Below are 23,036 nucleotides of genomic sequence, written 5' to 3' on the forward strand. Positions count from 1 at the left end.
ATTCTGCTTGCTTCTGAGAGTGCAGCTGACGACACCACGACGGGCAGGAAAGGGCATCGATGAGCGAAAAACTTCTCCACGAAGTAAAATTAAAAAGGGCATATGAGAGCCGTGACGTCGGCGACGGTACGCGGGTGTTGGTGGACAGGCTTTGGCCGAGAGGGGTGAAGAAGACGGACGCGGGCATTGATTTTTGGATGAAAGAACTCGCGCCGAGCACCCAGCTTCGGAAATGGTTTGGACACGACCCGGCACGCTGGGAGGAATTCCGGACGCGATATGTTGCGGAGATCAACGAGCATCGCGGTGAGCTCGATCGACTGCGCGATATGACACGGCAGGGAGCTATCACGCTCGTCTACTCGGCTCATGATGAAGCCCACAACGATGCCGTTGTCCTCAGAGATATCCTGCTGGAAGATTGGTAATCATGTCATATCGCTTTGCACGGACTACAATTACAACGGAGGCACCAAACTCGGCCGCTCATCGAAGCTGAAGTCGCATGTCCATCAAGTCTGAGGAACAGTTTCAGCCTCGTGAAGCAATCGCTCAAACCTAACAATCGTCTGGCGAATCAAATCGTGGGCAAGGTTGCTTTCGCCAAGACGCATAGCCGCCTCGCATTCATTGAGCATGGCGACAGCTTTCTGAATTTCGATCTTTAGATCATCAGTTTTTTCACTCATAGCCACTCATAGCCCCACGGGCGCAACGCGGCAAATGATTACGCGCGCCGATCTGCAAATCATGCTTCAACGGGGCGCTCGTAATTAGAAAAACCGACGGTATCGAACTCGTTCTGAGAGTGGAGGATTCGCTGTCCGTCATTGCGGTCGAGATGGACATGTCGAAGTTTGACCTTGTCAAAACCATCATCGGTGACTGGCTAATTGCCAACGCCTATCTGCCGGTGCCCTGCGGTGATGATGAGAGCACCACCGACGGAAGCGCTCAGTTCAATGTCCGACAATGCCTTCCTTAATGGCAAAGGGACGAAGCGATGTCGTTGTGGCTCGCATGGAGGAGGTTGCACGGATAAGGGCGTTCTAATAGACAGACTCCAGAAACGGGGAAAGCCTTATGATGGACGAACACAACCACGACGTTCACCTGGCCGAGCTAACCGCTGATGTAGTCTCTGCTTACGTGGCCAATAACCCGGTTCCCGTAGGCGCCATTACCTGACCTGATAGCCTCTGTGCACGCGTCATTGTCTGGCATCCGCCAGCCAGTCGCAGCCGATCGAGCAGAGTTGATCCCTGCGGTCAATGCAAAGCGGTCAATATTCCCCGACTACCTCGTAAGCCTAGAAGACGGGAGGAAATTCAAATCCCTGAAGCGACACTTGGCGACGTCACACAATCTTACGCCTGACGAGTATCGCACCAAATGGGGTTTGCCGCGCGACTACCCTATGGTGGCGCCGAACTACGCTGCCGTTCGGTCCGCAATGGCAAAGTCAATTGGTCTAGGTCGAAAGGCTACGCCAGCAAAGGCACCGGTTAAGCGCAAAGCGAAGGAACGCGCCCTGACGACCTAACACGAAAGCCGCCGTCCCATTCGCGAGACGGCGGACCTTCCCGTGCCCTACCCCGATACGTGTCTTGCAATTACGGAGCCAACAATAGTGCCCCATTCTGAGACGCTGACGTGACGTCAATAATCGGTGCGCCGGGCTGCTACCGCCCGGGCGGCTGCGACACCGGCAATTTTTTGTCTCGCGGAAATCGTCAAGTACGCCCTTGCGGGGCCGCGCTACCAGCTGCTCCAAGAATTGCACGAGCAAGGTAAGATCAGGGTCATTCGGAAACAGCCCAAAATCGTCGAGCGTCCCCTCGCGGGACGTCCATGCGCGTGACATCATACCCGGCTTGGAAAGGGGACCGTGCATGGCAGAGATTTTGCAATATCTGTCGATCTTGGCCAGCTTTGTAGCCGCTGCTCTCGGGATCCGAGCCGCCAATGTGATCATCCGCGATTCGATCGATGACTTCATGGTCGACATAGGACGGCAAAAACGATGGGCCAGCTACGCAGCGGTCGCGGCAGGAGCGTCCGTTTTCCTGCAATCCGTTGATCGTTTGGCGCAGTAGATGCCCGACTTGCGGCGCGCGACTTTCTGTACCGACAGATTACGCCTCGTGCGACCCAGGGTTTCCAATCAGGGCGCGGCCCTTGGCGCGCTTCGCGGTTAACAAAATAGTGACAGGTTGGGTCGAGATTCCTTCACGACGTGCGGGGGGCCTTATTCGTGCCGAAACACCAGCGGGGGGGCTTATTGTGGCATCGTCGGCCCGGTCCTGTGGATCTCCGCGCTATTGGTGCTCACGCTTCAGATTTACAATTATCTTCAAGATGGCATTTGGCCCCCTTTTTCCGTCGTAGACGCAGGTAGGCTGGCGTCGACCTGTCCATGGTTCTATCAGCCCGACCAGTGGCTGGGCCTGTACAAAGTCCTCAACTGGATGCCAGTCTCGCTATCTTGACCGCAGTTGGTTATGTCGTAATTGTCAGCACAGACTAGAGACAATCACCCGTAACAGGAGCCGAATTCATCCAATGGAACTGCACACGGCCGGCGCAGCGCACCAGCGATAGCTAATATAGGTACGAACGCTTGCTGGACGTTCCATGAACGAAAGGCCGCCGATCTAGCTCGAAGGAATTTTTTGGGCGACCTCATCAGGCGTTTCGTCGAATCCTGAGTCAGCCGCGGACGCGACTCCGTACCAGCTCCGAAAGCAATTCGAGAACACTTGTGACCTCGCCAGCGATTTCATGGGCATCGATACCGGCCATCTCGGCCGCAGTCATCAACTGGTCTGCCAAGTCGCTGACGGCGATCGGGTCTCCCTGCGCCACAAGGGGCAGTTGCTCAAGGACCCACTTGTCGAGAAACTTCAGGCCGCGTGTGGCCACACCAGGCCTTCCCGCTCTCTCGCGCTCATTAACCACCTCTACCGATCTCATGTACCCAAAAGCTGGCGCTGCGCATTGTGCAGATATGGAAAATCACCAGCACAGATTTTACTGCCACATTGATGCCAAGGGAACCTGGGGTGTTTGGGACTGCCTCGCCAATAGGCCTGCCAGATTGGGTAATGGTGATCTTCTCGGATGTACGGCTCACAGAGCCGAAGCCGCTGCGCACGTCCTGACGCGGATTTACAAAGGCGGACTTGATGCTGTCGCTGGCCGGATCGCCGGAATAGTCCGCTAGCCGGAATTTGGTCGCCCATCAGCGCGGGGCGAGTGCGGCAAGTGTCAAAGACATAATTAGGGCGATGCCGAGATCGCAACTGCGGCGATTAGTGGCAATGGACGCGTGTGCAAATCGAAACTCACCGCCGGGCCAGCCTATGCAGCTTGCTCCGCAAGCGTTGCAGGACCGGTATCGCGTTTCCCATTGATCAGGTTGAGAAGATGAGCTGCGGCGCGTGCGTCACAGAGTGCCCTGTGATGTCCTTTGAGGTCGATGTCGTACACGTCGCAGAGATTGGCAAGACTATAGGATTTATGACCTGGGAATTGCTTGCGCATGGTCGCGCACGTGCAGAGTTTGGGAAACCGGAAGCGACGCTCGAGCCGTTCATATTCGCCGGAGAGAAAGCCGTAATCGAAGTTGACATTGTGGGCGACGAAGATGCCGTCGCCCATGAATTGCATGAAGCTGTCCGCGATCTCCGCGAAAAGTGGAGCGTCTCTTACCATAGCGTTTGTAATGCCGGTGAGCCGTGTGATGGCCGCCGGGATCGACCGCTGCGGGTTGATCAGCGACGTCCATTCATCGACAATTTCATGATTGCGGATTTTTACGGCACCGATCTCGGTAACACGGTCGCCATTCGACCAGCTTCCAGTCGTTTCGATGTCGACAACGACATATTCTTGATGAGGATCGAAGCGAAAATCGACACGTACGATTTCAGCCTTGATACCTGCGCTGGACAACTGACGCAGGCGCGTGAGTTGATTGCGGCGTACAGCGTCTCCTTCCGCCTTGACTTCAAGAAAAGCGACCTCGCCATTGAACTCGATCATCAAGTCTGGAAATCCGTCGCGCATAGCGCGAAAGTCTTCGCTCATGAGCCGAAGGATGGTGCTCACCCCGCCGGGATGAGCGGCAAGCAAGGGCCGTATCGCATCCATGTCGATATGATCCCAGGCAAAGAGCCCGTTCGGTGTCCCCCACTTTCCTGCGATGGTGCGCAAAATTAGGGCGAGCACGGACTGCGACGACACGGCAGACAGCTTCGCGTCAATATCGCGCGCGAACAGACGCGCGAAGCTCTTGTCTTTCAAGCAATGCGGCACCCAGTCGAAGCTCGAATGGAGCTGACCGGACTCGAACAGCTCTTCCCAGAACAGCAAACCGAACAGGCAGTGCCAGAGCTTATTCTCTGCATAGAAGACCGTGCGGCCCTGCCTTCGCATGACGCCCGCTACGCCAGCCTCAGGATTTCCGCGCCAGCTGTCGTCGACTGTGACGGTATGGCCGGCCCGCAGCAGTTCGGTGCAAAGCCCTGTTCTCCGACCGTTGAACTTGCGGGCATAAAAATCATTTGCAAAGACGAATTCATCATCGCTCGCCGGATCGTCAATCATCCTGCGAAGAAGCTCTTCCGACCCTTTTTTATCTCCCGTTGAGTAGAGCAAACGCGTCAGGCGCTCATTACAAACAAAGGATGAACCGGCACGATACAGTTGTATCGCAATTCCCTTCTCGCCGTCTTTTTCAAAAAACTGGCCCGCCCTGTGCGCCGCTCGGCTTTTCAATTCCTCGGCGTAGTCGGTTGTGCATTCGGGACCATCGAGAATTTCAGAAATAGAGGCGCGAAAGGTGACCTCGGATTTGATCTCAAGTCGATCAAGTAGCCGGCTGTAGTGGAAGCTTGCATGAGCCTCTTCAGCGTCGGTGAAGCGGGCACTCAGGTTTGCATTTTTGTTGGTGCGCAGGATGCCGAGGTCGCGCAGGGCGAAGTTCTTTAGATCTCGCTCGGTCTTCCCGAAATACAGGTACAGCAGGAATTCGACCGGGGCCGTGTCGCCGAGCGCGATGAAATCATCGCCGCCGCAATGGTGATAGGCTGTCTCAAATGAGACGTTCGCCAGATAATAGTCGACCACTTTTCCCTTCGCCCAGGACGTTCGCAGATCGGTGAGGCCGGCGTCCTTCCCAGCCTTCGTGAGCGCTTCTTTCGCATGGCAGACGATGAAGGATGCATAGTCGCTGTCCGCGAGTGACCGCACATATCCAAGAGCCCGGAGCTCTGCCACGGCGCGGCAAGGGTTCGATATCTCGGCGTAACGAAAAGCCGACTGTCGAAAGATGCTTCCGCGCCGATTTATCATGCGGATAAGCAGGCACTGCGCATCCTTCGAAATTGTCGCAAAAGTCGCGATAAACGCGCGGTGTCGATCCGTCAGCACCGCACCATAGGTGTCGCTGACGATGTCGAGCATTTCGGTGAAATGATCATGATAATAATAGACCGGCAACACAGGCAGCTTCATTCACACCGCCCTTTCAGGTTCATATCCGCTACGCAGTTCGACGCATGCCATGCCTGAGAAGGCTTGAGCGATCGCTCTTCACGGAACCAGCTAATAGCGTCGAGAAAATTGGCACGTTCTACATTTGTTCCAATCCTGAGAAGATGTCAACGTGGACCTCAATCCGATTGTTTCCTCATGCGTCGCTCAAACGAATCGTCACCTTCGGCTCCGGTCGGAAGCACATAGCTGGTGACATGTTTTTCGTGCCATCAGGTGCGATACACTCGATCGCCAACACGGCATGACACCGTCGCGGATTTCGTCCTCGGTTTCTCACGAGAAGCCCGAGTACTTCGGGATGCACGCCTCAAGCGATTCGTGGCAAAAGCTACCATTGAGCACGGGTGCGTGATCACGTTGGGCTTGCGACAGCTTTGCGCCTGACTCCGGCCGCAAGAGATCAGTTTGCGACTTCCCGAAAGCAGACCTTCGTCCCTAATGCCCTTACCAATTCGGATTGCGACGCTGAAGATCAGATGGGTCCGCGAGAGGTGGCCGGAGCGTAGCAATTGTCTCGTAAGGCATCACGTACGCCATCTCGAAGGCTCCGCCCAGAACTTTGGTCATTGCAAGCAGTGCGGTGCCGAAACCGAGTTTAGGAAGCAGTCTTGAATGGGTGACTAGGTGAGTGGCGATATCGACCATGGCGTCCTCCTGTAGCCACGAGCTTCGCCTAGGTTTACGCACAGGTCCTTGGCGCGAACCTGAAAAATCCTGAACAACACTGAAGTTCGCTTTCGCCGTCGCTTCAGCTAAGCTGCTGTCCTCGGACGGGGCACCTCTCGAATGGATATCCACTTCGGACATTACCGGCTGAAACGCGCGAAACGGCAATTGCTCGGCCCGGACGGACCGGTAGAGCTTCCAGCGCGTTGCTTCGATATCCTCGGCACTTTGCTGAACAAGGCTGAATCTGTGGTCGGGAAGACCGAGCTCTTCGACAGCGTCTGGCCAGACATGGTGGTAGGGGACAATACCCTGCAGGTACAAGTGTCTGCGCTGCGCAAGGCGCTTGACCCCGGCATGATAGTGACCGTTCATGGCCGGGGCTACAAATATGCCGGGCCGCGGCCTGTGGAGGTTGATACCGATGACCTCGATGGATCTGAGCTGCATGGGAGCCTGACCACCGACATTCGGCCTGCCGACCGCAAGACCACAATTGCCGTACTCTCGTTCAGCAACATGAGTGGTGATCCGGATCAGGAATATTTCAGTGACGGGATCACCGAGGATCTAATCACCGAATTGTCGCGATACCGTCCCCTTGCCGTCGTCTCGCGCCACTCCTCTGCCTGCTTCAAGGGGACAACGGTCGACATCAAGGAGATCGGGAGCAGGCTCGGAGCGCACTACGTCGTTGAGGGCAGCGTGCGCAAGATAGGCGCAAGCGTCAGGGTAACTGCCCAGCTTATCGAAACCGTGACCGCCAGGCACATTTGGGCAGAACGATACGACAGGATGGCTCAGGATTTATTTGCCGTGCACGACGAGTTGGTCCGAAGACTTGTCAGCGCCATAGTTGGACAAGTCGAGCAACACACGGAAACCCAGGCGAAAACAAAACGAACTGAAAGCCTTGATGCATATGATCTCTGGTTGCGCGCGATGCATGGGTCCGATGTCTGGACACTCGATGGCAACGCTGCCTGCGAGCGGTTGCTCGAAGAGGCAATAAATAAGGATCCGATGTTCGCGCGAGCGCATGCAAGCCTGGCCTTTTGCCACATACGCACCTCTCAGATGTCACCGGGTTCTCCAAACATCCGCAAGATCGAGGAGGCAGCGCTTCGAAGCGCGGAACAGGCTGTCCGGCTCGATGCAGCGGAGGCGCGAGCACACCATGCGCTGGGATGGAGTCACCTCTATCTTGGTGAGTTCGAACGCGCCCGGTCGAGGTTCGCCATATCAGCTTCGCTCAATCCGAACGACGCAAGCCTCTGTATCGATCGTGCGCTCGCACTGGCGTTTCTCGGCGAGCAAAACGCGGCTGATGAAGCAGCCGAGATCGCTGCGATTCTGCATCCTCTCGGCGGCGATTGGTTCTCCGCCGTGCGAGCAATTGTTCACGTCACTGCCAGACGTTACGACGCCGCTGAAGAGTACTTCGCATTGGCGCCGAGAACCTGGCCTGACATCTTGGCATTTCATGCCGCGAACCTTACCTACCTCGGCGATCGGCAACGGGCTTCGGAACTCATGCGACAGGCTCTCGAGAGATTTGGCCTGCTGTGGTGCGGATCCTCGCCAGCTGTGCAATATGAAGATTTCATCGGCTGGTTCTTCCACGTCAACATGTTCCGGCGTCGGGAAGATCGAGAGCATGTCGACGCAGGCCTGCCGAAGGCGGATCTAATTGCAGCCGCCAGGCACGATGCGCAAGGTTAGCTACAAAGCAGCCGCCCGCCCACAGTCCCATGCCGGGCGATCGCCGCAAACAGACGCCGGTGCGGCGAGGCCGTAGGTCGACGCGCAAGCGCGCGGGGAATTGCCCGGCAAATGGACGATGGGTGGCCCCAATGTGCGCCGAATGGACAGGATTGCAAAAAGGCCGATGTCCAAGAGCAGCCAGATGCCTGATGGCCGCCAGCGCCCCGCTCCTGCCGTCTATCCGGATAGAATTGACGTCCCATGACGGTCGCGCGAAGATCAGTCGAGGCTGATCCGTGTTCCCTTGGCGCCGTTGAGCAGCCGCTTGAGATGGAAGCTGGCGAGTTGGTCGTCCGGACATTTCCCGATCTGCGCGGCGAAAGCGGTAAGCGCGTTTGCATCTCCGGCCTCCAATCTGCCGAACGCTTCGAGATAGCTCGCCGTCGAAGGATCATCATACTGCTTTGACGACAAAGGCTCGAACGCGCGTAGCGCCTCGGCCCTGCCGCGCAGCATCAGATCGCCGACCGGCCGTCCCCGGAAGCCGTCGACCCTTGCAGCCGCGCTCCCGCTGACGCAGATACGCGTGCCCAACTGCTTGTTGGCGCTTTCCAGCCGCGCCGCGATATTGATGGTGTCGCCATAAGCCGTGTAGTCGAAGAAGCGGCCTCCGCCGAAATTTCCGACCAGCGCCGGACCTGCATGGACGCCGATGCGGGTCGTACCGACCGCGACGCCCTTGTCGCGCCAGCTATTGCGGAACGATTGCGACAGCGCGTCGAGCTCGAGCGCGCAGGTAACCGCGCGCGCCGCATGGTCCTGCTGCTCGCCAGGCGCGCCGAACAAGACATGCAGCGCATCACCGACGATCTTGGCGACGGTGCCTTCATGCGCGAACACGACGTCTGTCATGCCGGCCAAATAGTCGTTGAGGAGCGCGCCTAGCGTGGCAGGGTCGATCGTTTCCACCAGCGTGGTGAAGCTGGTAATGTCGGTGAACAGCGAGGCGACCTCGCGCCACTGTCCGGCTAGCGCCAACCCGTCGGCGTCGCCGGCCAGCCGCTCGGCCAGATTGGGCGAGAAGTAGCGCGACAGCGATGCATGCGCGCGCTCCGCGACCGCTTGCCGCCGATGCGCCTCGTGCAGCACCTCGCGATGCTTCAAGGTCTTGGCGATCGTGGTCTCGAGGTCGGCAAAGTCGATCGGCTTAGTGATGAAGTCGAAGGCGCCTCGGTTCATTGCGGTGCGGATGTTGGCCATGTCACCGTAAGCGGAGACGATGACGGTCGAAAGCTGCTGCCCCTCGGCCTGCTGCAGCTTCTCCAGGAGCGACAGGCCGTCCATACGGGGCATGTTGATGTCGCACAGCACCATGTCAATGTCGCTGTTGCCGTCGATGACGGACAGGGCGTCCACACCATCGCTGGCGAAGAGAAAAATGACCGCGCCGTCGCGGATCTGACGCCGGAACTTCTGGACGATCAAGACCTCGAGATCGGGCTCGTCGTCGACCACGAGGATGCGCGCCGTCACGCCACCATTCCCAGCCGCGTTTCGATCTGTTGCCTGAGCGTCGCAAAGTCGATCGGCTTGGTCAGCAGCGCTTCGGCGCCGTTCTCCAACGCCTTGCGCTTGGTTTCGGCGTCGCCATAGGCGGTGATCATGATAACCGGGACGTCGGGCCGCAGCACCTTGATCTTCGGCAGCAGCTCGAGCCCGCTCATGCCGGGCATGTTGATGTCAGACAGCACCAGGATCAATGTCACCCCTTCGGCGTGGTCGATCTGCTCCAACGCATCGACCGCCGATTGCGCGAACTCCATGGTGAAGCGGCTGGCTCGGATGTCGCGGCGGAACTGCTGGCGGAATAACGGCTCGACGTCGGGCTCGTCGTCGACAACCAGAATGAGGAGGCTCATGCTTCACCTCCCGATTTTGCGAGCGAGGCGGCAGCGCGCGGCAGCACAATCCGGAACTCGGTGAACTCGCCTGGCTGGCTGTCGACGTCGATCGTGCCGGCATGCTGTTTGACGACGATGTCGTGGCTGAGCGACAGGCCGAGCCCGGTGCCCTCGCCGGCTGGCTTGGTCGTGAAGAATGGATTGAACATCTTCTCCTTCACCTCCGGCGAAATGCCGATGCCGTTGTCGCGGATCCTGATTTCGACACGGTCGCCGAGACTTCTGGTCATAGCGGAGAGCGTCGGCTCATAGCCCGTGCCATTCGTCGCCGCGCTCTGCTTGGCCGTTGCATAAAAGCCGTTGGAGATGAGGTTGAGAAGCACCCGCGTGATCTCCTGCGGGTAGAGATCGACATCCCCCGCCTGCGGGTCGAAATTCCGCGTCAGCGTGATGTTGAATCCTGGCTTTTCGGCGCGCGCCCCGTGATAGGCAAGGTTCAGGCTCTCCTCCACGACGGCATTGATATCGATCGGACGATGATCTCCTGAACCCGCGCGCGAATGCAACAGCATGTTCCTGACGATGGAATCGGCCCGCTTGCCGTGCTGGACCACCTTGTCGAGATTGCTCTTGAGCATGCCTGTCAGCTCGGCAACCTCTTCGCGCACGGATGCCTCCAAAGGCGCGCCGGCCAGCACACTGCTCAAATCATCGATGAGTTCGCCGGAGAGCGCTGAGAAGTTGTTGACGAAGTTGAGCGGATTCTTGATCTCGTGGGCGATACCGGCGGTCAACTGGCCGAGTGAGGCGAGCTTCTCCGTTTGCACAAGGCGGTCCTGCGCGGTCCTCAGATCTTCGAGCGAGCGTGACAATTCGCGGGTACGCGCCTGCACCTCGTCGAACAGCCGGACGTTCTCGATCGCTATGCCGGACTGGTCGGCAAACGTCTCGACGAGCTCGATCTGCCTCGGCGTGAAGTCCCGTACCTGTGACCGCGTCAGCGCGAATACGCCGACCGGCGCGCCTTCGCGCAAGATCGGAACGCATAAAATGGTCCGGTAGCCGCCGAGCTTCTGAAGCTGCGTTGCCCCGTAGTCCGGGTCGGCGAGCACGTCCGACACGTGGACGGCACGGGCTTCGAGGGCCACCCTTCCAGTGATGCTGTCGCGACTAGGGGCAAAGGGATTGGCTTTGGCGAAAACCGCGGCTTCAGGCAAATTGCCGTACTCGGCCGACCACCGGTAGAGATCGCCGTCGCGTTTGAAGATGACGCTCGTGTCCGCGTCGCACAGCTTGGCCGCTGATTCCACCAGCGTGTCGAGAACCGGCTGCAGGTCGAACGTAGAGCGGCTGATCGCCTTCAGCACGTCGGCCGTCGCCGTCTGCTGCTGCAGCGACTCGCTCAATTCCGCCGTGCGCGTCTGCACCTCCTCGAACAGCCGCGCGTTCTCGATGGCGATGACAGCCTGATCGGCGAAAGTCTCGACTAGCTCAATCTGCTTTGGCGAGAACGGCCCGGGCGCCTTGCGCATGACCAGAAGCAACCCCATCAGCTCCGTGCCGCGCAGGAGCGGAACGCCGAGAATGCAGCGAACGCCGCGCTGCCGCGCCACGTCGGTGAAGGTGAACTCGGGATCAGCTTCGAAATCCGGTACGTGAACGGTTTTCTGTTCCAGCAGAACGCGCCCTGACACCGATTCGCGCCCCGGCCGGCGCATGATCTTGGTATGGGCAGGGGCCGCTTCCGGATCTCGGCTGAAAGTCGTGGTCCACTGAAATCCGTCGTCGACCAGACGATAGAAATCGGCAATGTCCGCGTCGCAGAGGTGCGCGGCGGACTCTGCCAGGGTGTCAAGGACGTTCTGCAGGTCGAAGGCCGACCGGCTGATGACCTTGAGCACGTCTGCTGTCGCTGTCTGCTGCTGAAGCGACTCGCTTAGCTCCGCGGTCCGCGCCTTGACCTCATCAAACAGGCGGACATTTTCGATGGCGATCACGGCCTGGTCGGCGAAGGTCTTCAGAAGTTCGACTTGCTTAGAGGCAAGAAAGCCCGTCTCAGCACGCCCGACTGCTATGCAACCGATGGCCAGGCCGTCACGCAGCATCGGCACGGCGACAGCACTGCGCAGGCCCGAAAAAGCCGCCGCGGCGCGATGCGTGAATTCACTATCCAAGGTGAGGTCCGGGATCTGCGCCACGTCAAGATATAAAATTGCCCGTTCGGCAGCGCTGCCGCGAGTAGGTGCCACGGGAAAGGTGTTGCGCACGATCTCAACGCTTTCTTCGGTGATGCCGTGATGCGCGACGAAATGCAGAAGCTCGCCGTCAAATCTGTAGACAAAGCAGAACTGCGCTTCGCATAGACGGGCGGCGCTTTGCGCGATCATATTAAACACTGGCTGCCCATCGGTGGGCGAGCGGCTGATAACGCTAAGCACATCGCTAGTCGCCGTCTGGTACTCCAGCGCCTCTGTGGCCTCCCGTGTCCGCTGCTGCACCTCCTCGAAAAGGCGGACGTTCTCGATCGCAATTACGGCCTGGTCGGCGAACGTTTGCACGAGTTCGACCTGCTTTTCGCTGAACGCGCCTGTCGTGCGACGGGGCATGGCGAAGACGCCGATCACTTCGCCCTGCCGCAACAACGGCACGGCAAGCATAGCACGATAGCCGGCGCGGTCGCGGGCTTCGGAAAACGTGAATTCCTTATCATTAAGCGCGTCGTCGACGTTCACCACTGCCTTGGTCAGCGCCGCCCGTCCCGTGAACGTCTCGCGTCCCGGTTTGATCGGATGGGTTCGCATGAATTCCAAGTATCCGGGGGGTGTGCCGTGGCTCGCCTCGGGAGAGAAGGACCCATCGCGTGACAGAAATATGAGGCCCATTTCGGCATTGCAGAGTCGGCAGGCGGAAGCGATCAACGTGTCGAGAACGGCCCCTAGATTGAAGGCTGAGCGGCTGATGACCTTGAGCACATCGGCCGTCGCCGTCTGCTGCTGCAATGACTCGCTCAATTCCGCCGTGCGCGTCTCCACTTCTTCGAACAGGCGAGCATTTTCAATGGCGATTACGGCCTGGTCGGCGAAGGTCTGGATCAGATCGATTTGTTTCTCGGTGAAAGGTTGGACTTCCTGACGAGCCAGCACGAGCACGCCGATCGGATTTCCCTCGCGCATCAACGGCACACCCAGCACCGTCCGGAACCAAACCTTGCTGGTCGATTCCAGGAACGTGTATTCCGGATCGGCCAGGACATCGGCCACATGCACGATCTTGCGGTCGAGCAATGCCCGCCCGACCACGGTGCCGCGTCCGGGCGCCAGGCGCTTGTCCTTCACGTACTCCTGCCAATCCGACGAGAGATTGTAGTTGGTGGCGTAGTAAAAGCCTTCCGCCCCCTGCCGGGTGATCCCCGCCATATCCGCCTCGCAAAGCTGTGCGGCCGATTGCGTCAGCGTATCGAGCACCGCCTGCAGGTCGAACGTCGAGCGGCTGATCGCCTTCAGCACATCCGCAGTCGCCGTTTGCTGCTGCAGTGACTCGCTCAGTTCCGCCGTGCGTGCCTGTACCTCTTGAAACAGGCGCACATTCTCGATGGCGATCACCGCCTGGTCGGCAAAGGTCTGGACAAGTTCGATCTGACTATCGGTGAAGGGACCGGGTTCAGGTCGCGTCATTGCGAAGACGCCAATTACCGATCCTTCGCGCATGAGCGGTACACAGAGCACAGCCGAATAACCTCCGAGTCGCGGAGCTTCGGGAAGGCCATGTTCGGTGTCCTTGGTAACATCCGGAATATGGACCACTGCCTTGTCGAGTGCTGTTCGGCCGACCCAGGATTGTCGGTTGATCGGACTCGGATTCGCCTCTTCATACGCGCGATACTCCGGGGTTTGGTCGTAGCCAGCCGCAAGCCGGAAGACATCGCCTTCGCGCATAAAGATGCCAGACGTTTTCGCACCGCAGAGCCTCACCGCAGAATCGATAAGTGTCTGCAGGACGCTCTGCAGGTCGAATGCGGAGCGGCTTATGACCTTTAGCACATCCGCGGTCGCGGTCTGCTGCTGTAATGCTTCGCCAAGTTCGGCGGTGCGAGCTTGCAACTCTTCGAAGAGCCGCACATTGCCGATTGCGATGACGGCCTGGTTGGCGAAAGTTTTGAGCAGGCCAATTTGGCTGTCGCTAAAGGGTCGCGCCTCGATGCGCCGGATCATAAGCGCTCCGATTGCTTTTCCTTCCTGCAACAGCGGAGTGGCGAGAATCGCGCGAAAACCAAGACGTTGAGCCATCATTCGGCCAGTTGCAAACTCCTCTCCAGAGATGGTCAAGTCGTGAACGTGGACCGCAACCCGATCCAATACGGCGCGGCCGGTAACGACGTCGCGCGCGACTGGCAAGCCAGCACTGTCAATCGGAATCGGTCCGTGATGCGCTCCCACAGCCAGCCTGTCGGAGCGCAGCAGATAGATCGTTGCGTCATAGGCGTCGCACAGCCGAGCGGCACTTTCAGCGACGGCGTCAAGCACAGGCTGAATGTCCGTAGGAGACCCGGCGATCACTTGCAATATTGCGCCGGTCGCTGTCTGCTTCTCTAGCGCGTCGGCCAGTTCGCGGCCACGCGACCCGACCTCTTCGAACAGCCGCACGTTCTCGATGGCGATGACCGCCTGATCCGAAAATGTCTGCACCAGTTCGATTTCGCGCGTACTGAACGGCGAGACCGACGAGCGGGCGAGGACGAAGACCCCGGTCACTGCGCCGTCCCGCATCAGCGGAACGCCCAGCAGGGTACGGAAGCCGCCGAGCCGCTGGCCTTCGATGTTGGTATACTCCGGATCGTCGAGAACGTCGGCAATCTGCTCTACTGACCCGCTCTGGGCAACGCGGGCGGCGATGCTGCCCCGGCCCGGCGTGACCGGGAGCTTGTTCATGTGGTCCTGGAATTCTTGGCTCCATCCGATCTGTACCGTCGGCTGCAACACGTCGCCCTGGCGCAGATAGATGTAGCCCATCCCGGAATGACAGAGGTCGGACGCGGACTTCACAAGCGTATGCAGCACGGAATTAAGATCGAACACCGAACTGCTGATCGTCTTCAACACTTCGGCCGTCGCCGTCTGCTGGTCCAGCGACTCAGCCAGTTCACGATTGTGCCCCTCGACTTTCTCGATCAGCCGGGCATTTTCGATCGCGATTACAGCCTGGTCGGCGAAGCTCTCGACCAGCTCGACTTGACGCGGTGAAAATAGCCCGATCGTCCGCCGCGCCATGCCGAATACGCCGATGGTCTCCTGACCCCGCTTCAGCGGGACTGAAAGTACTCCGCGGAAACTGCCGATGATTGCGGCCTCAGGCCTTTCGTATTCCGGGTCTTCAAGCGCGTCCGCCACATGGATCGTCAATCCCTCCAGCGCGGCGCGGCCCTGGAACGTCCCTCGTCCCACGACATGTGGGTTGGCCCGTTCGTATGCATGCAGCTCAGCAGCCTGCCCGCCGCCTGCCATGAACTGCAGCGTATCGCCAACGCGCAACGTGATTGCGCCGATGTCCGCCCCGGCCAGGCGTATAGCCGAGTCGACTAGTGTCTGCAGTATCGGTTGGATGTTGGTCGGCGATGCGGCGATCACCCTGAGGATCGCACTCGTCGCATTCTGCTGTTCAAGGAGATTGGCGACCTCAGCGGTGCGTATCTGATTTTCTTCGCGCGCCGCTGTCAACTCGGATCGGAGCGAGCTGATCGTGATCTCAGAGTCGGAGTCGGGCCCTCCCACTGAGGTGCTCCTGTTTTTTCTCTGCTCAGTGTCGGCTTTGGCCAGCCCAGCGTCAAGTTTGTGACCTGCAACGCCCGTTTGCGACGCAGCGCGGCACCTTGGCAATGCACCTGAGCGCAGGCTTTCGGAGCTATTGCAGATAGGGGATGCGTCCGAGATGGGGTCGTAGGCGGAGTGCCAGCTTCTCTGCACCTTGTTCTACAACCAGTCGATCACCGGTCAGCAATGCGCCGCATCTCGGTCATTCCGGGCACCTTGGCCGCTCGCGAAAGCGGACATTTCTCGTGACGACCGTGACCCGGGGCTTTGCCGCAGAAGGACATCACAGGCTAGTGGCTGCGCAAAGACGCTGGCCAGGTACTGACAATCAACCGCTTGGCATGTAACAGTGCTTGCTAATGTATGATGAGCAGTTGGGGAAGGATGCCGCTCACACTCTTGGCGGAATTTTTGGGGGGGAGAAAGCCGACATGCAGAGCTCAGTCGAAATCGACCTTGCTGGTCGACTCGAATCAGCGAACCGGTACATTGCCGAGCTGGAAGTCGCCAAAGCATCTGCGGCAACCCAACTCAGTCAACTTTCTGCCGACAACAAGCGTCTGCTCGACCTCACCGAGGACCGTGCAAAGGAACTCGCGATCCTCAACAGCGTCGGCGAAGCAATGGCTAAGACGTTGAACGTCAAGACTGTCACACGCATCGTCGGTGACAAGGTTCGGGAGATATTCGGGGAGGACATCACGGAAATACTGCTGCACGATGAGGCCTCTGATCTCATCACCGTCCCGTATTCATTCTATCGTGAGTACCAGGACGTGGAGCCGTTCACTTTGGGCGCAGGACTTACCTCAAAGGTCATTCTCTCTGGAACACCGCTGGTTATTGATACGTTTGAGCAGTCCCTCAAGTTTGATGTGATCGCACTTACCGAAGCGGAGCGATCAGAATCGTACATAGGCGTGCCGATCATCGCTGGAGGCAGAACTCTAGGCGTTGTCAGCGTGCAGAGTTACCAAAAGAACGCCTTTAGCGAAGATCACGTGCGTCTCTTGCAAGCTCTCTCGTCGAGCATGGGAGTTGCCATCTCGAATGCCCGCCTTTTCGACGAAACCCAGCGGCTGTTGAAAGTATCCGAGGACCGCGCAAAAGAACTCGCGATCCTCAACAGTGTCGGCGAAGCAATGGCCAAGACGTTGAATGTCAAGACCGTGACGCGCATCGTCGGTGACAAGGTGCGCGAGATATTTGGAACAGACGTCACCGAAATCCTGCTGCGTGATGAGAAGTCTGATCTGATCACCGTACCCTATGCGTTTTACAGGGACTATCAGGACCCCGAGCCATTTGCTATGGGCGAAGGGTTGACGTCCAAGGTCATACTGTCAGGCAAGCCATTGGTTTTGGGCACGACTGAGCAACATGTTGCTCTGGGCGCACTTATACCTACAGAAGATGACAGGACCGAATCCTACTTAGGCGTGCCGATCATCGCTGGTGACAGGATTTTGGGTGTCGTCAGCGTTCAGAGCTACGAGAAGAATGTCTTCAATGAAGATCATGTGCGTCTGTTGCAGGGGCTGTCATCCAGCATGGGCGTCGCTATCTCCAATGCACATCTGTTCGATGAGACGCAGCGCCTGCTGAAAGTGACAGAGGACCGCGCAAAAGAACTGGCGATCCTCAACAGCGTTGGCGAAGCGATGACGAAGTCGCTTAACCTGGACACTGTTATTCGCTTGGTAGGCGACAAGGTGCGGGAGGCTTTCGGCACCGAAGTCAGTGAAATTTTGTTACACGACAGCGAAACCGGCTTGATCCATGTCCCTTATGCTTACTTTAGGACCTATAGAGCTATCGATCCATTCCCAATGGGCATGGGAGTAGCTTCGAAAATCATCATAACAGGTGAGCCCTGTGTTTTCGGCACTCTTGAGGAAGGAAAAGAGCTTGGCGCCTACTTTCCACACGAAGAGGATAGGACTGCCTCCTACATAGGCGTGCCGATCAAGTCTGGTGAGGGAACACTGGGTGTTCTCAGTGTGCAGAGCTATCAGAAGCATGCCTTCGACGAAAACCACGTGCGCCTGCTGCAGACGGTGGCCTCCAGCATGGGGGTCGCCATCGCCAACGCCCGCCTATTCAATGAAACCCAGCGTCTGCTCAAGGTGACTGAAGCCCGCGCTGCCGAACTTGCCGCCATTGGAACGGTTAGTCAGGCGCTCATAGCGGAATCGGAACTTGACAGCACGATCCAGTTGATCGGTAACCAGATGCAGGAGATCTTTGATGCCGATATTGTCTACGTCGCACTGCTCGATCCGGAAACCAAGCTAATCCATTTCCCCTATCAGTTTGGCGAGGCCTTCAACACACTAACTCTTGGCGAGGGGCTGACAAGCAAGATCATAGAGACTGGCGAGCCGCTGCTGATCAATCAGGATGTGGCGGAACGTGGAGCTCAGATCGGGGCTACCCCCGTCGGCAAGGATGCGTTGTCCTATCTCGGCGTTCCGATCAAGACTGCGCAAGGAACGCTTGGAGTTATCAGTGTTCAGAGCACTACGCGGGAGGGCATATTTACCGATGACTCGCTTCGTTTGCTTTCCACCATTGCCGCCAATGCCGGTGCGGCCCTCCATAACGCGCAGCTATTTACCGAGCTCAAACAGCTTTCCTTGGCGCTTCAGCAGGCAAAGGAGGCGGCCGAGGCGGCAAATGAGGCGAAGAGTTCTTTTCTGGCGACGATGAGCCACGAAATTCGTACGCCAATGAATGGCGTGATCGGAATGAGCAACTTATTGCTTGGTACAAAGCTTGACGCTGAACAACGCGAGATTAGCGAGACTATCAGCAACAGCGGCGAGGCCCTGCTAACGATTATCAACGACATACTCGATTTCTCCAAGGTTGAGGCTGGCAAGCTGGAGCTTGATCCAAGTCCCTTCGAACTCCGGGAATGCCTTGAGAGCGCAATTGATCTGGTGGCCTCCAAGACCGCGGAGAAGGGACTCGACCTGGCATACCTGGTGGAGCCCGGTACTCCTGGCGGGATTGTGGCAGACAGCACCAGACTGCGACAAATTTTGCTTAATTTCCTCAACAACGCTGTGAAATTTACCGAGCGGGGTGAAATTGTCCTGTCGGTGATGAAAGTTCCGCCCGCAGTTGAGGGCGCGGGGACACCCCATGGCGGAAGCGAAGAGGGCTTCTCCACCCTGCAGTTCGCAGTACGCGATACCGGTATCGGAATTCCCGAGAGCCGACTGGATCGCTTGTTCAAGTCTTTCAGCCAGGTCGATGCCTCAACAACGCGGCGCTACGGCGGAACCGGGCTAGGGTTGGCGATCAGCAAGCGACTGGCAGAACTGATGGGGGGCGAAGTATGGGTGGAAAGTGTTGAAGGGTCAGGGACGACATTCTTCTTCACGATCCGTGCTGCCGTAGCGCCCGCCCCCAGGCAGGCGCAAATGTCTGTGGCCAAAGTTGAACTCGCAGGCAAGCGGTTGCTCATCGTTGACGACAACGCAACCAACAGGCGCATTCTGTCTCTGCAGGCCCAATCCTGGGCTATGGTTCCACACACAACCGAATCACCCCTTGACGCATTGCGCCGGATTTCGAGTGGCGAAAATTTTGACGCCGTCGTGCTTGACATGAGCATGCCAGAGATGGACGGCATAGAACTGGCCAAACGATTGCGTAGTCTTGGTCAACGGGGTGACCTTCCACTGATATTGCTGAGCTCCCTCGTCCCTCTTGATGAGAAAAGCAAGGCGGCTATCGAGAGCATCAAATTTGCGGCGATGCTTCCTAAGCCGATCAAGCCCTCGCCGCTCCTCAATGCTTTCATGTCAGTCTTTGCCGTGGCTCCAACGCGTACAGCCAAGCCTGATCAACCCAAGGGACCATCCCTCGACAGCGAAATGGCGGCAAAATTGCCGCTTCGGATCCTGCTGGTTGATGACAACATCACCAATCGGAAGATTGGGTCCAAGGTGCTTGAACGGCTTGGCTACAAGGTAGACTTGGCGGTGGATGGAGAGACGGCGATTTCGTCATTTGCCGAGGGACAACACGATGTCATCCTGATGGATATCGAGATGCCGGACATGGACGGGCTCGAAGCCACAAGGTTGATCCGCGCATCAGGCGCCGGGGACTCGCTGCAGCCTTTCATCGTGGCACTTACCGCCAATGCAATGGCCGGCGACCGCGAGCGCTACCTGGAAGCTGGGATGGATGATTACCTAAGCAAGCCGTTGCGCGTGGAGGAGTTGGTCGCCTCTCTTAAACGCGCCCACCAACATAACTGACAACAAAGGTCTGGTCATGGATGTTGCGCAGGACGCTCTAGACAAGCTCCTTGATCTCATAGGTGGGGATCAAGACTCTCTTGCAGAACTCATTGAGAGTTTTCTGGAGGAATCCACGTTGCTGGTCGAGCAAATGCGCCGGGCTGCGGAGTCCGGCGACCGTTCAGGCCTTGGCCGCGCTGCCCATACGCTGAAATCAAGCGCGCGGGACTTCGGCGCCAACCAACTTTCCGCGCTTTGCGCGGCAATGGAACAATCCTGCCGCGCCAGTATGCCCGGCGGGGCCGCGACGGAAGTGGAACTCATCGCGGACGCGTGTGACAGGGTCAGCGGAGATCTAAGCTCGCGCCTTGCCGATTTGAAACGAGGGGGACAACCAAATGAGCATAGAATCGGAGACACAACCACCTGATGCTCGCGCATCTGAGGGTGCGCGCGTGCTCATAGTAGATGACTCAGGCACTGTGCGCCTGAAACTCAGCAAAGCCATCCAAACGCTTGGCCATCAAGCGACAGCTGTCGCAAGCGGCAAGCTGGCACTCGAACAGGTTACCCAGAATTCATTTGACCTAGTACTCCTTGATATAGTCATGCCCGAAATGGATGGGTTCGAGGTGCTCAAGGCGCTCAAGTCCTCCCGAGCCACTCGCGATCTGCCAGTGATCGTCATTTCGGCGCTCGATGAAGAAATGGGCAGCGTGATAAGCGCTATCGAGCTTGGCGCAGAAGACTTTCTGCCAAAGGACTTTGAGCCCGCTCTACTGAAGGCTCGTGTGGACACCTGCATCGAGAAAAAAAGACTCCGCGACGTTGAGACGGAATATCTGCGGCAGGTCACCAAGCTGACCAGGGCGGCCGCCACATTGGAAACCGGGCGGTTCAATCCTTCGAAACTTGGCATCCGCGATGTGGCAAGCCGTACAGATGGTCTCGGCAAGCTTGCCACCGTGTTCGCGGCAATGGCCCAGAAGGTCTACGAGCGAGAGCGAAAGATGCGGCAGAATATTCGCACGTTTCGTGGGGCTCTATTGCTGCTTGCATGTGGTGGGCTATGGGGCGTCGTCGTGCCACTTTCCAAGATGGCTTCGCTCGTTGAGGCTCATCCGATAGGCTTGGCAATCCTCATTGACATTATAGGAGCTGTGTTCTGCATCGGGATCAGTTTGAAGCGACGGACAATGCCGAGCCTCAAGGATCTTACATGGGCGGATCGGAAGTTCATCCTACGTTTTGCGTTCATTAGCTCGGTGATCAACCAGGTCCTGGTTTATTGGGTGGCAAGCAAGCTTCCAGCTTCAATCGTCTCCATTGTCATCGTGCTTGAGGGATTTGCCGTCTTCTTGTTCGCCGCTTTGATGCGGACCGAAGCTCCGAATTTGAAGCGCTTTTTAGGTCTTGGATTGGGTCTCGTCGGCATCTTCATTATCCTCCTCTACGGAGAGCCCGGAGAAATGGCCACCAGTTGGGTGTGGCTTGTCATTGCTCTTGTAATTCCCGTCACTTACGCGGTCGAGGATGTCTATCTCTCAGAGTCCAAGCCCGCCAACATCGATAACGTCGCCTTGTTCGGCTTGTCGCTCGTCGTCTCGGTTCTGATGCTGATCCCACTTGCCGCTTTTTATCAGGACTTCGTGCCACTTGATCTGTTGACTGGTCGCCTTGGCGTCATCGTCTTACTGATGGCTGCCGCCGGCAATTTGGCGATGCTGCTTTTCATTCAGTTGATCTCCAGCACCGGTGCTGTCTTCGCAAGCCAGAACGCCTATGCGGGAACAGCAGCCGGCATAGGCTGGAGTATGCTGTTACTTGGAGAGGCGATACCCGTTGTGACCTGGGCCTCGCTGGCCCTGGTCATCGTCGGTCTCCTGATGGTCGAGCCAAAGCAGGAGGCTGAGGAAGAACCCCCGCCCCTGGACGACTCGCTGGAGGAATTTGTGCCGCGTCTTGATCTGCTGCCGTCACCCACGGAATGAGAGATCGGCTACCAACCACTGATGCGTCCGACATCAAGGTGACAAGGGCAACTCTCCCGAAGCGGATTTAAGGCAAAGTCGTTCCACGACAATTCGAAGGTATATTTAAGGAGATCGCCAACATCATGAGCGCTCAAGGCTTGCCCAGCGTTCTCGCATTTGAACGCTACGACCCGACTGACGCCTCGCTGAACTGGCTGCGCGAGCTTGGGGTCAACGTCATTTTCGGCAATGCGCTCTGGGAAATGCCGTTCAAGCGCTTCACCGAGGATGAGTTGATTGCCAGGGCACATGGTTGTGTCGCCTTGATGGGGGCAAGCGGCACCCGCATCACCAGGCGCATCATGCAGGCGCTTCCGGATCTGCGCTACATCTCAAAATATGGCATTGGCGTCGACAGCATCGACATCGACGCCGCCACCGAGCACGGCATTCTGGTTTCGAGTACGCCGAACGATTTTCAGATCTTCACGGTCAGCGAGCACGCGGTCGCCCTGATGCTGGCGGTTGCTAAACAACTTGGCACGTGGACGCCGGAGTTCATGCGGCGTGGCGGGTGGCGCGGCCTGACGCATGGCGCGACGCTGCGCGGCGCCACCGTCGGCATCCTCGGCCTCGGTCGCATCGGCCGCGGCGTGGCGCAACGGCTGTCGGGTTGGGAGACCCGCATCCTTGCCTACGATCCCTTCCTGAAGGAAGCGCCTCCAGGCATCGAACTCGTTGATTTCTCCACCCTCGTAGAGCAATCCGACTTCCTGACGCTGCACGCAACGCCGAGCGCGGATAACCATCACATCCTGAACGCTGCCGCGTTCGCGAAGATGAAACCGTCAGTCATTGTCGTCAATACTGGGCGCGGATCGCTAATCGACTACACAGCCCTGCGCGCAGCGCTGGCCAATGGCCAAATCGCGGGTGCGGCGCTCGACGTGTTCGATCAGGAGCCGCCGAAGACCGACGATCCGCTGTTTTCGCTACCCAACGTCTTGTGCACCCCGCATGTCGCGGCCTGGACGACTGAAGGAACTCAGGCCATCGGCTGGCATGCGGCCAAGAACCTGTGGGCTATGATGAGCGGCGAAGGACACGCCGATGTCGTCAATCCGCAGGCCAGGCAGCACAGAAGTGCGGTCTTGCTTGGCGGCGTGTGAT

The 23,036-nt window shown here is 58.1% G+C and carries 15 protein-coding genes and 1 pseudogene; 9 read left to right on the forward strand and 7 right to left on the reverse strand.

What is annotated here, in order from left to right; translation table 11 throughout:
• Positions 1-59 precede the first annotated feature (59 nt).
• Positions 60-428, forward strand: a complete 369-nt coding sequence (locus NLY42_RS06630) for a DUF488 domain-containing protein (protein WP_023755399.1) — start codon at positions 60-62, stop codon at positions 426-428.
• A gap of 84 nt (positions 429-512) precedes the next feature.
• Here the strand turns inward: NLY42_RS06630 and NLY42_RS06635 are convergent, their stop codons facing one another.
• The gene (locus NLY42_RS06635; protein ID WP_155923335.1) at positions 513-689 is read right to left on the reverse strand and encodes a hypothetical protein; all 177 of its coding nucleotides are present in this window, start codon (positions 687-689) and stop codon (positions 513-515) included.
• Positions 690-847: 158 nt separating this feature from the next.
• Here NLY42_RS06635 and NLY42_RS06640 point away from each other — a divergent pair, with 158 nt between their 5' ends.
• The 3 genes and pseudogenes from NLY42_RS06640 to NLY42_RS06650 all read left to right on the forward strand — a co-directional run bounded on the left by NLY42_RS06640 (position 848) and on the right by NLY42_RS06650 (position 2,096).
• Entirely contained in the window at positions 848-985 is a 138-nt protein-coding gene (locus tag NLY42_RS06640) for a hypothetical protein (RefSeq protein WP_245263576.1), read from the forward strand.
• 98 nt (positions 986-1,083) lie between these two features.
• Positions 1,084-1,543 (forward strand): annotated as a pseudogene (locus NLY42_RS06645) (Ros/MucR family transcriptional regulator).
• Between the two features lie 349 nt (positions 1,544-1,892).
• Positions 1,893-2,096 (forward strand): hypothetical protein, encoded by a 204-nt coding sequence (locus NLY42_RS06650; protein ID WP_023755398.1) that lies wholly within the window; start codon positions 1,893-1,895, stop codon positions 2,094-2,096.
• Positions 2,097-2,709: 613 nt separating this feature from the next.
• Here NLY42_RS06650 and NLY42_RS06655 read toward each other — a convergent pair.
• The 3 genes from NLY42_RS06655 to NLY42_RS06665 form a co-directional block, all read right to left on the reverse strand.
• On the reverse strand, positions 2,710-2,922 hold the full coding sequence (locus NLY42_RS06655) for a DUF768 domain-containing protein (protein WP_031244733.1): 213 nt from the start codon (positions 2,920-2,922) through the stop codon (positions 2,710-2,712).
• Between the two features lie 438 nt (positions 2,923-3,360).
• Positions 3,361-5,517 carry an exonuclease domain-containing protein gene (locus tag NLY42_RS06660; protein ID WP_023755396.1) on the reverse strand — a complete coding sequence of 719 codons (2,157 nt, stop codon included), beginning with the start codon at positions 5,515-5,517 and terminating at the stop codon, positions 3,361-3,363.
• 486 nt (positions 5,518-6,003) lie between these two features.
• Positions 6,004-6,204, reverse strand: a complete 201-nt coding sequence (locus tag NLY42_RS06665; protein WP_031244734.1) for a hypothetical protein — start codon at positions 6,202-6,204, stop codon at positions 6,004-6,006.
• Between the two features lie 141 nt (positions 6,205-6,345).
• On the opposite strand from NLY42_RS06665, the gene NLY42_RS06670 reads away from it, so the two are divergent.
• Entirely contained in the window at positions 6,346-7,947 is a 1,602-nt protein-coding gene (locus NLY42_RS06670; protein ID WP_023755395.1) for a winged helix-turn-helix domain-containing tetratricopeptide repeat protein, read from the forward strand.
• Positions 7,948-8,208: 261 nt separating this feature from the next.
• On the opposite strand, the gene NLY42_RS06675 is transcribed toward NLY42_RS06670, so the two are convergent.
• The 3 genes from NLY42_RS06675 to NLY42_RS06685 are packed head-to-tail and all read right to left on the reverse strand — an operon-like array spanning position 8,209 to position 15,544.
• Entirely contained in the window at positions 8,209-9,462 is a 1,254-nt protein-coding gene (locus tag NLY42_RS06675) for an adenylate/guanylate cyclase domain-containing protein (protein WP_023755394.1), read from the reverse strand.
• The gene (locus tag NLY42_RS06680; protein WP_023716288.1) at positions 9,459-9,848 is read right to left on the reverse strand and encodes a response regulator; all 390 of its coding nucleotides are present in this window, start codon (positions 9,846-9,848) and stop codon (positions 9,459-9,461) included. Before NLY42_RS06680 ends, NLY42_RS06675 begins: the two co-directional genes overlap by 4 nt.
• Positions 9,845-15,544 (reverse strand): GAF domain-containing protein, encoded by a 5,700-nt coding sequence (locus tag NLY42_RS06685; RefSeq protein ID WP_023755393.1) that lies wholly within the window; start codon positions 15,542-15,544, stop codon positions 9,845-9,847. Before NLY42_RS06685 ends, NLY42_RS06680 begins: the two co-directional genes overlap by 4 nt.
• Before the next feature lie 524 nt (positions 15,545-16,068).
• Between NLY42_RS06685 and NLY42_RS06690 the strand changes: the two genes are divergently transcribed.
• The 4 genes from NLY42_RS06690 (at position 16,069) to NLY42_RS06705 (ending at position 23,035) form a co-directional block, all read left to right on the forward strand.
• Positions 16,069-19,911, forward strand: coding sequence for a GAF domain-containing protein (locus tag NLY42_RS06690; RefSeq protein WP_198022212.1), 3,843 nt, complete (start codon positions 16,069-16,071; stop codon positions 19,909-19,911).
• A 16-nt stretch (positions 19,912-19,927) separates the two neighbouring features.
• Positions 19,928-20,323, forward strand: a complete 396-nt coding sequence (locus tag NLY42_RS06695; RefSeq protein WP_023755391.1) for an Hpt domain-containing protein — start codon at positions 19,928-19,930, stop codon at positions 20,321-20,323.
• Positions 20,292-21,884: a response regulator gene (locus NLY42_RS06700; protein WP_084779828.1), complete on the forward strand. Its 1,593-nt coding sequence runs from the start codon at positions 20,292-20,294 to the stop codon at positions 21,882-21,884. Before NLY42_RS06695 ends, NLY42_RS06700 begins: the two co-directional genes overlap by 32 nt.
• 245 nt (positions 21,885-22,129) lie before the next feature.
• The gene (locus tag NLY42_RS06705) at positions 22,130-23,035 is read left to right on the forward strand and encodes a hydroxyacid dehydrogenase (RefSeq protein ID WP_245263575.1); all 906 of its coding nucleotides are present in this window, start codon (positions 22,130-22,132) and stop codon (positions 23,033-23,035) included.
• The last annotated feature ends 1 nt before the right edge of the window (position 23,036 follow it).

This window comes from Mesorhizobium sp. C372A (assembly GCF_030323245.1).
Taxonomy (GTDB): domain Bacteria; phylum Pseudomonadota; class Alphaproteobacteria; order Rhizobiales; family Rhizobiaceae; genus Mesorhizobium.

Excerpts from the sequence above, each read along its gene's own strand:
- NLY42_RS06630 (WP_023755399.1), top strand. The coding sequence starts at position 60 with ATGAGCGAAAAACTTCTCCACGAAGTAAAATTAAAAAGGGCATATGAG.
- NLY42_RS06635 (WP_155923335.1), bottom strand. The coding sequence starts at position 689 with ATGAGTGAAAAAACTGATGATCTAAAGATCGAAATTCAGAAAGCTGTC.
- NLY42_RS06640 (WP_245263576.1), top strand. The coding sequence starts at position 848 with ATGTCGAAGTTTGACCTTGTCAAAACCATCATCGGTGACTGGCTAATT.
- NLY42_RS06650 (WP_023755398.1), top strand. The coding sequence starts at position 1,893 with ATGGCAGAGATTTTGCAATATCTGTCGATCTTGGCCAGCTTTGTAGCC.
- NLY42_RS06660 (WP_023755396.1), bottom strand. The coding sequence starts at position 5,517 with ATGAAGCTGCCTGTGTTGCCGGTCTATTATTATCATGATCATTTCACC.
- NLY42_RS06665 (WP_031244734.1), bottom strand. The coding sequence starts at position 6,204 with ATGGTCGATATCGCCACTCACCTAGTCACCCATTCAAGACTGCTTCCT.
- NLY42_RS06670 (WP_023755395.1), top strand. The coding sequence starts at position 6,346 with ATGGATATCCACTTCGGACATTACCGGCTGAAACGCGCGAAACGGCAA.
- NLY42_RS06680 (WP_023716288.1), bottom strand. The coding sequence starts at position 9,848 with ATGAGCCTCCTCATTCTGGTTGTCGACGACGAGCCCGACGTCGAGCCG.
- NLY42_RS06690 (WP_198022212.1), top strand. The coding sequence starts at position 16,069 with ATGCAGAGCTCAGTCGAAATCGACCTTGCTGGTCGACTCGAATCAGCG.
- NLY42_RS06695 (WP_023755391.1), top strand. The coding sequence starts at position 19,928 with ATGGATGTTGCGCAGGACGCTCTAGACAAGCTCCTTGATCTCATAGGT.
- NLY42_RS06700 (WP_084779828.1), top strand. The coding sequence starts at position 20,292 with ATGAGCATAGAATCGGAGACACAACCACCTGATGCTCGCGCATCTGAG.
- NLY42_RS06705 (WP_245263575.1), top strand. The coding sequence starts at position 22,130 with ATGCCGTTCAAGCGCTTCACCGAGGATGAGTTGATTGCCAGGGCACAT.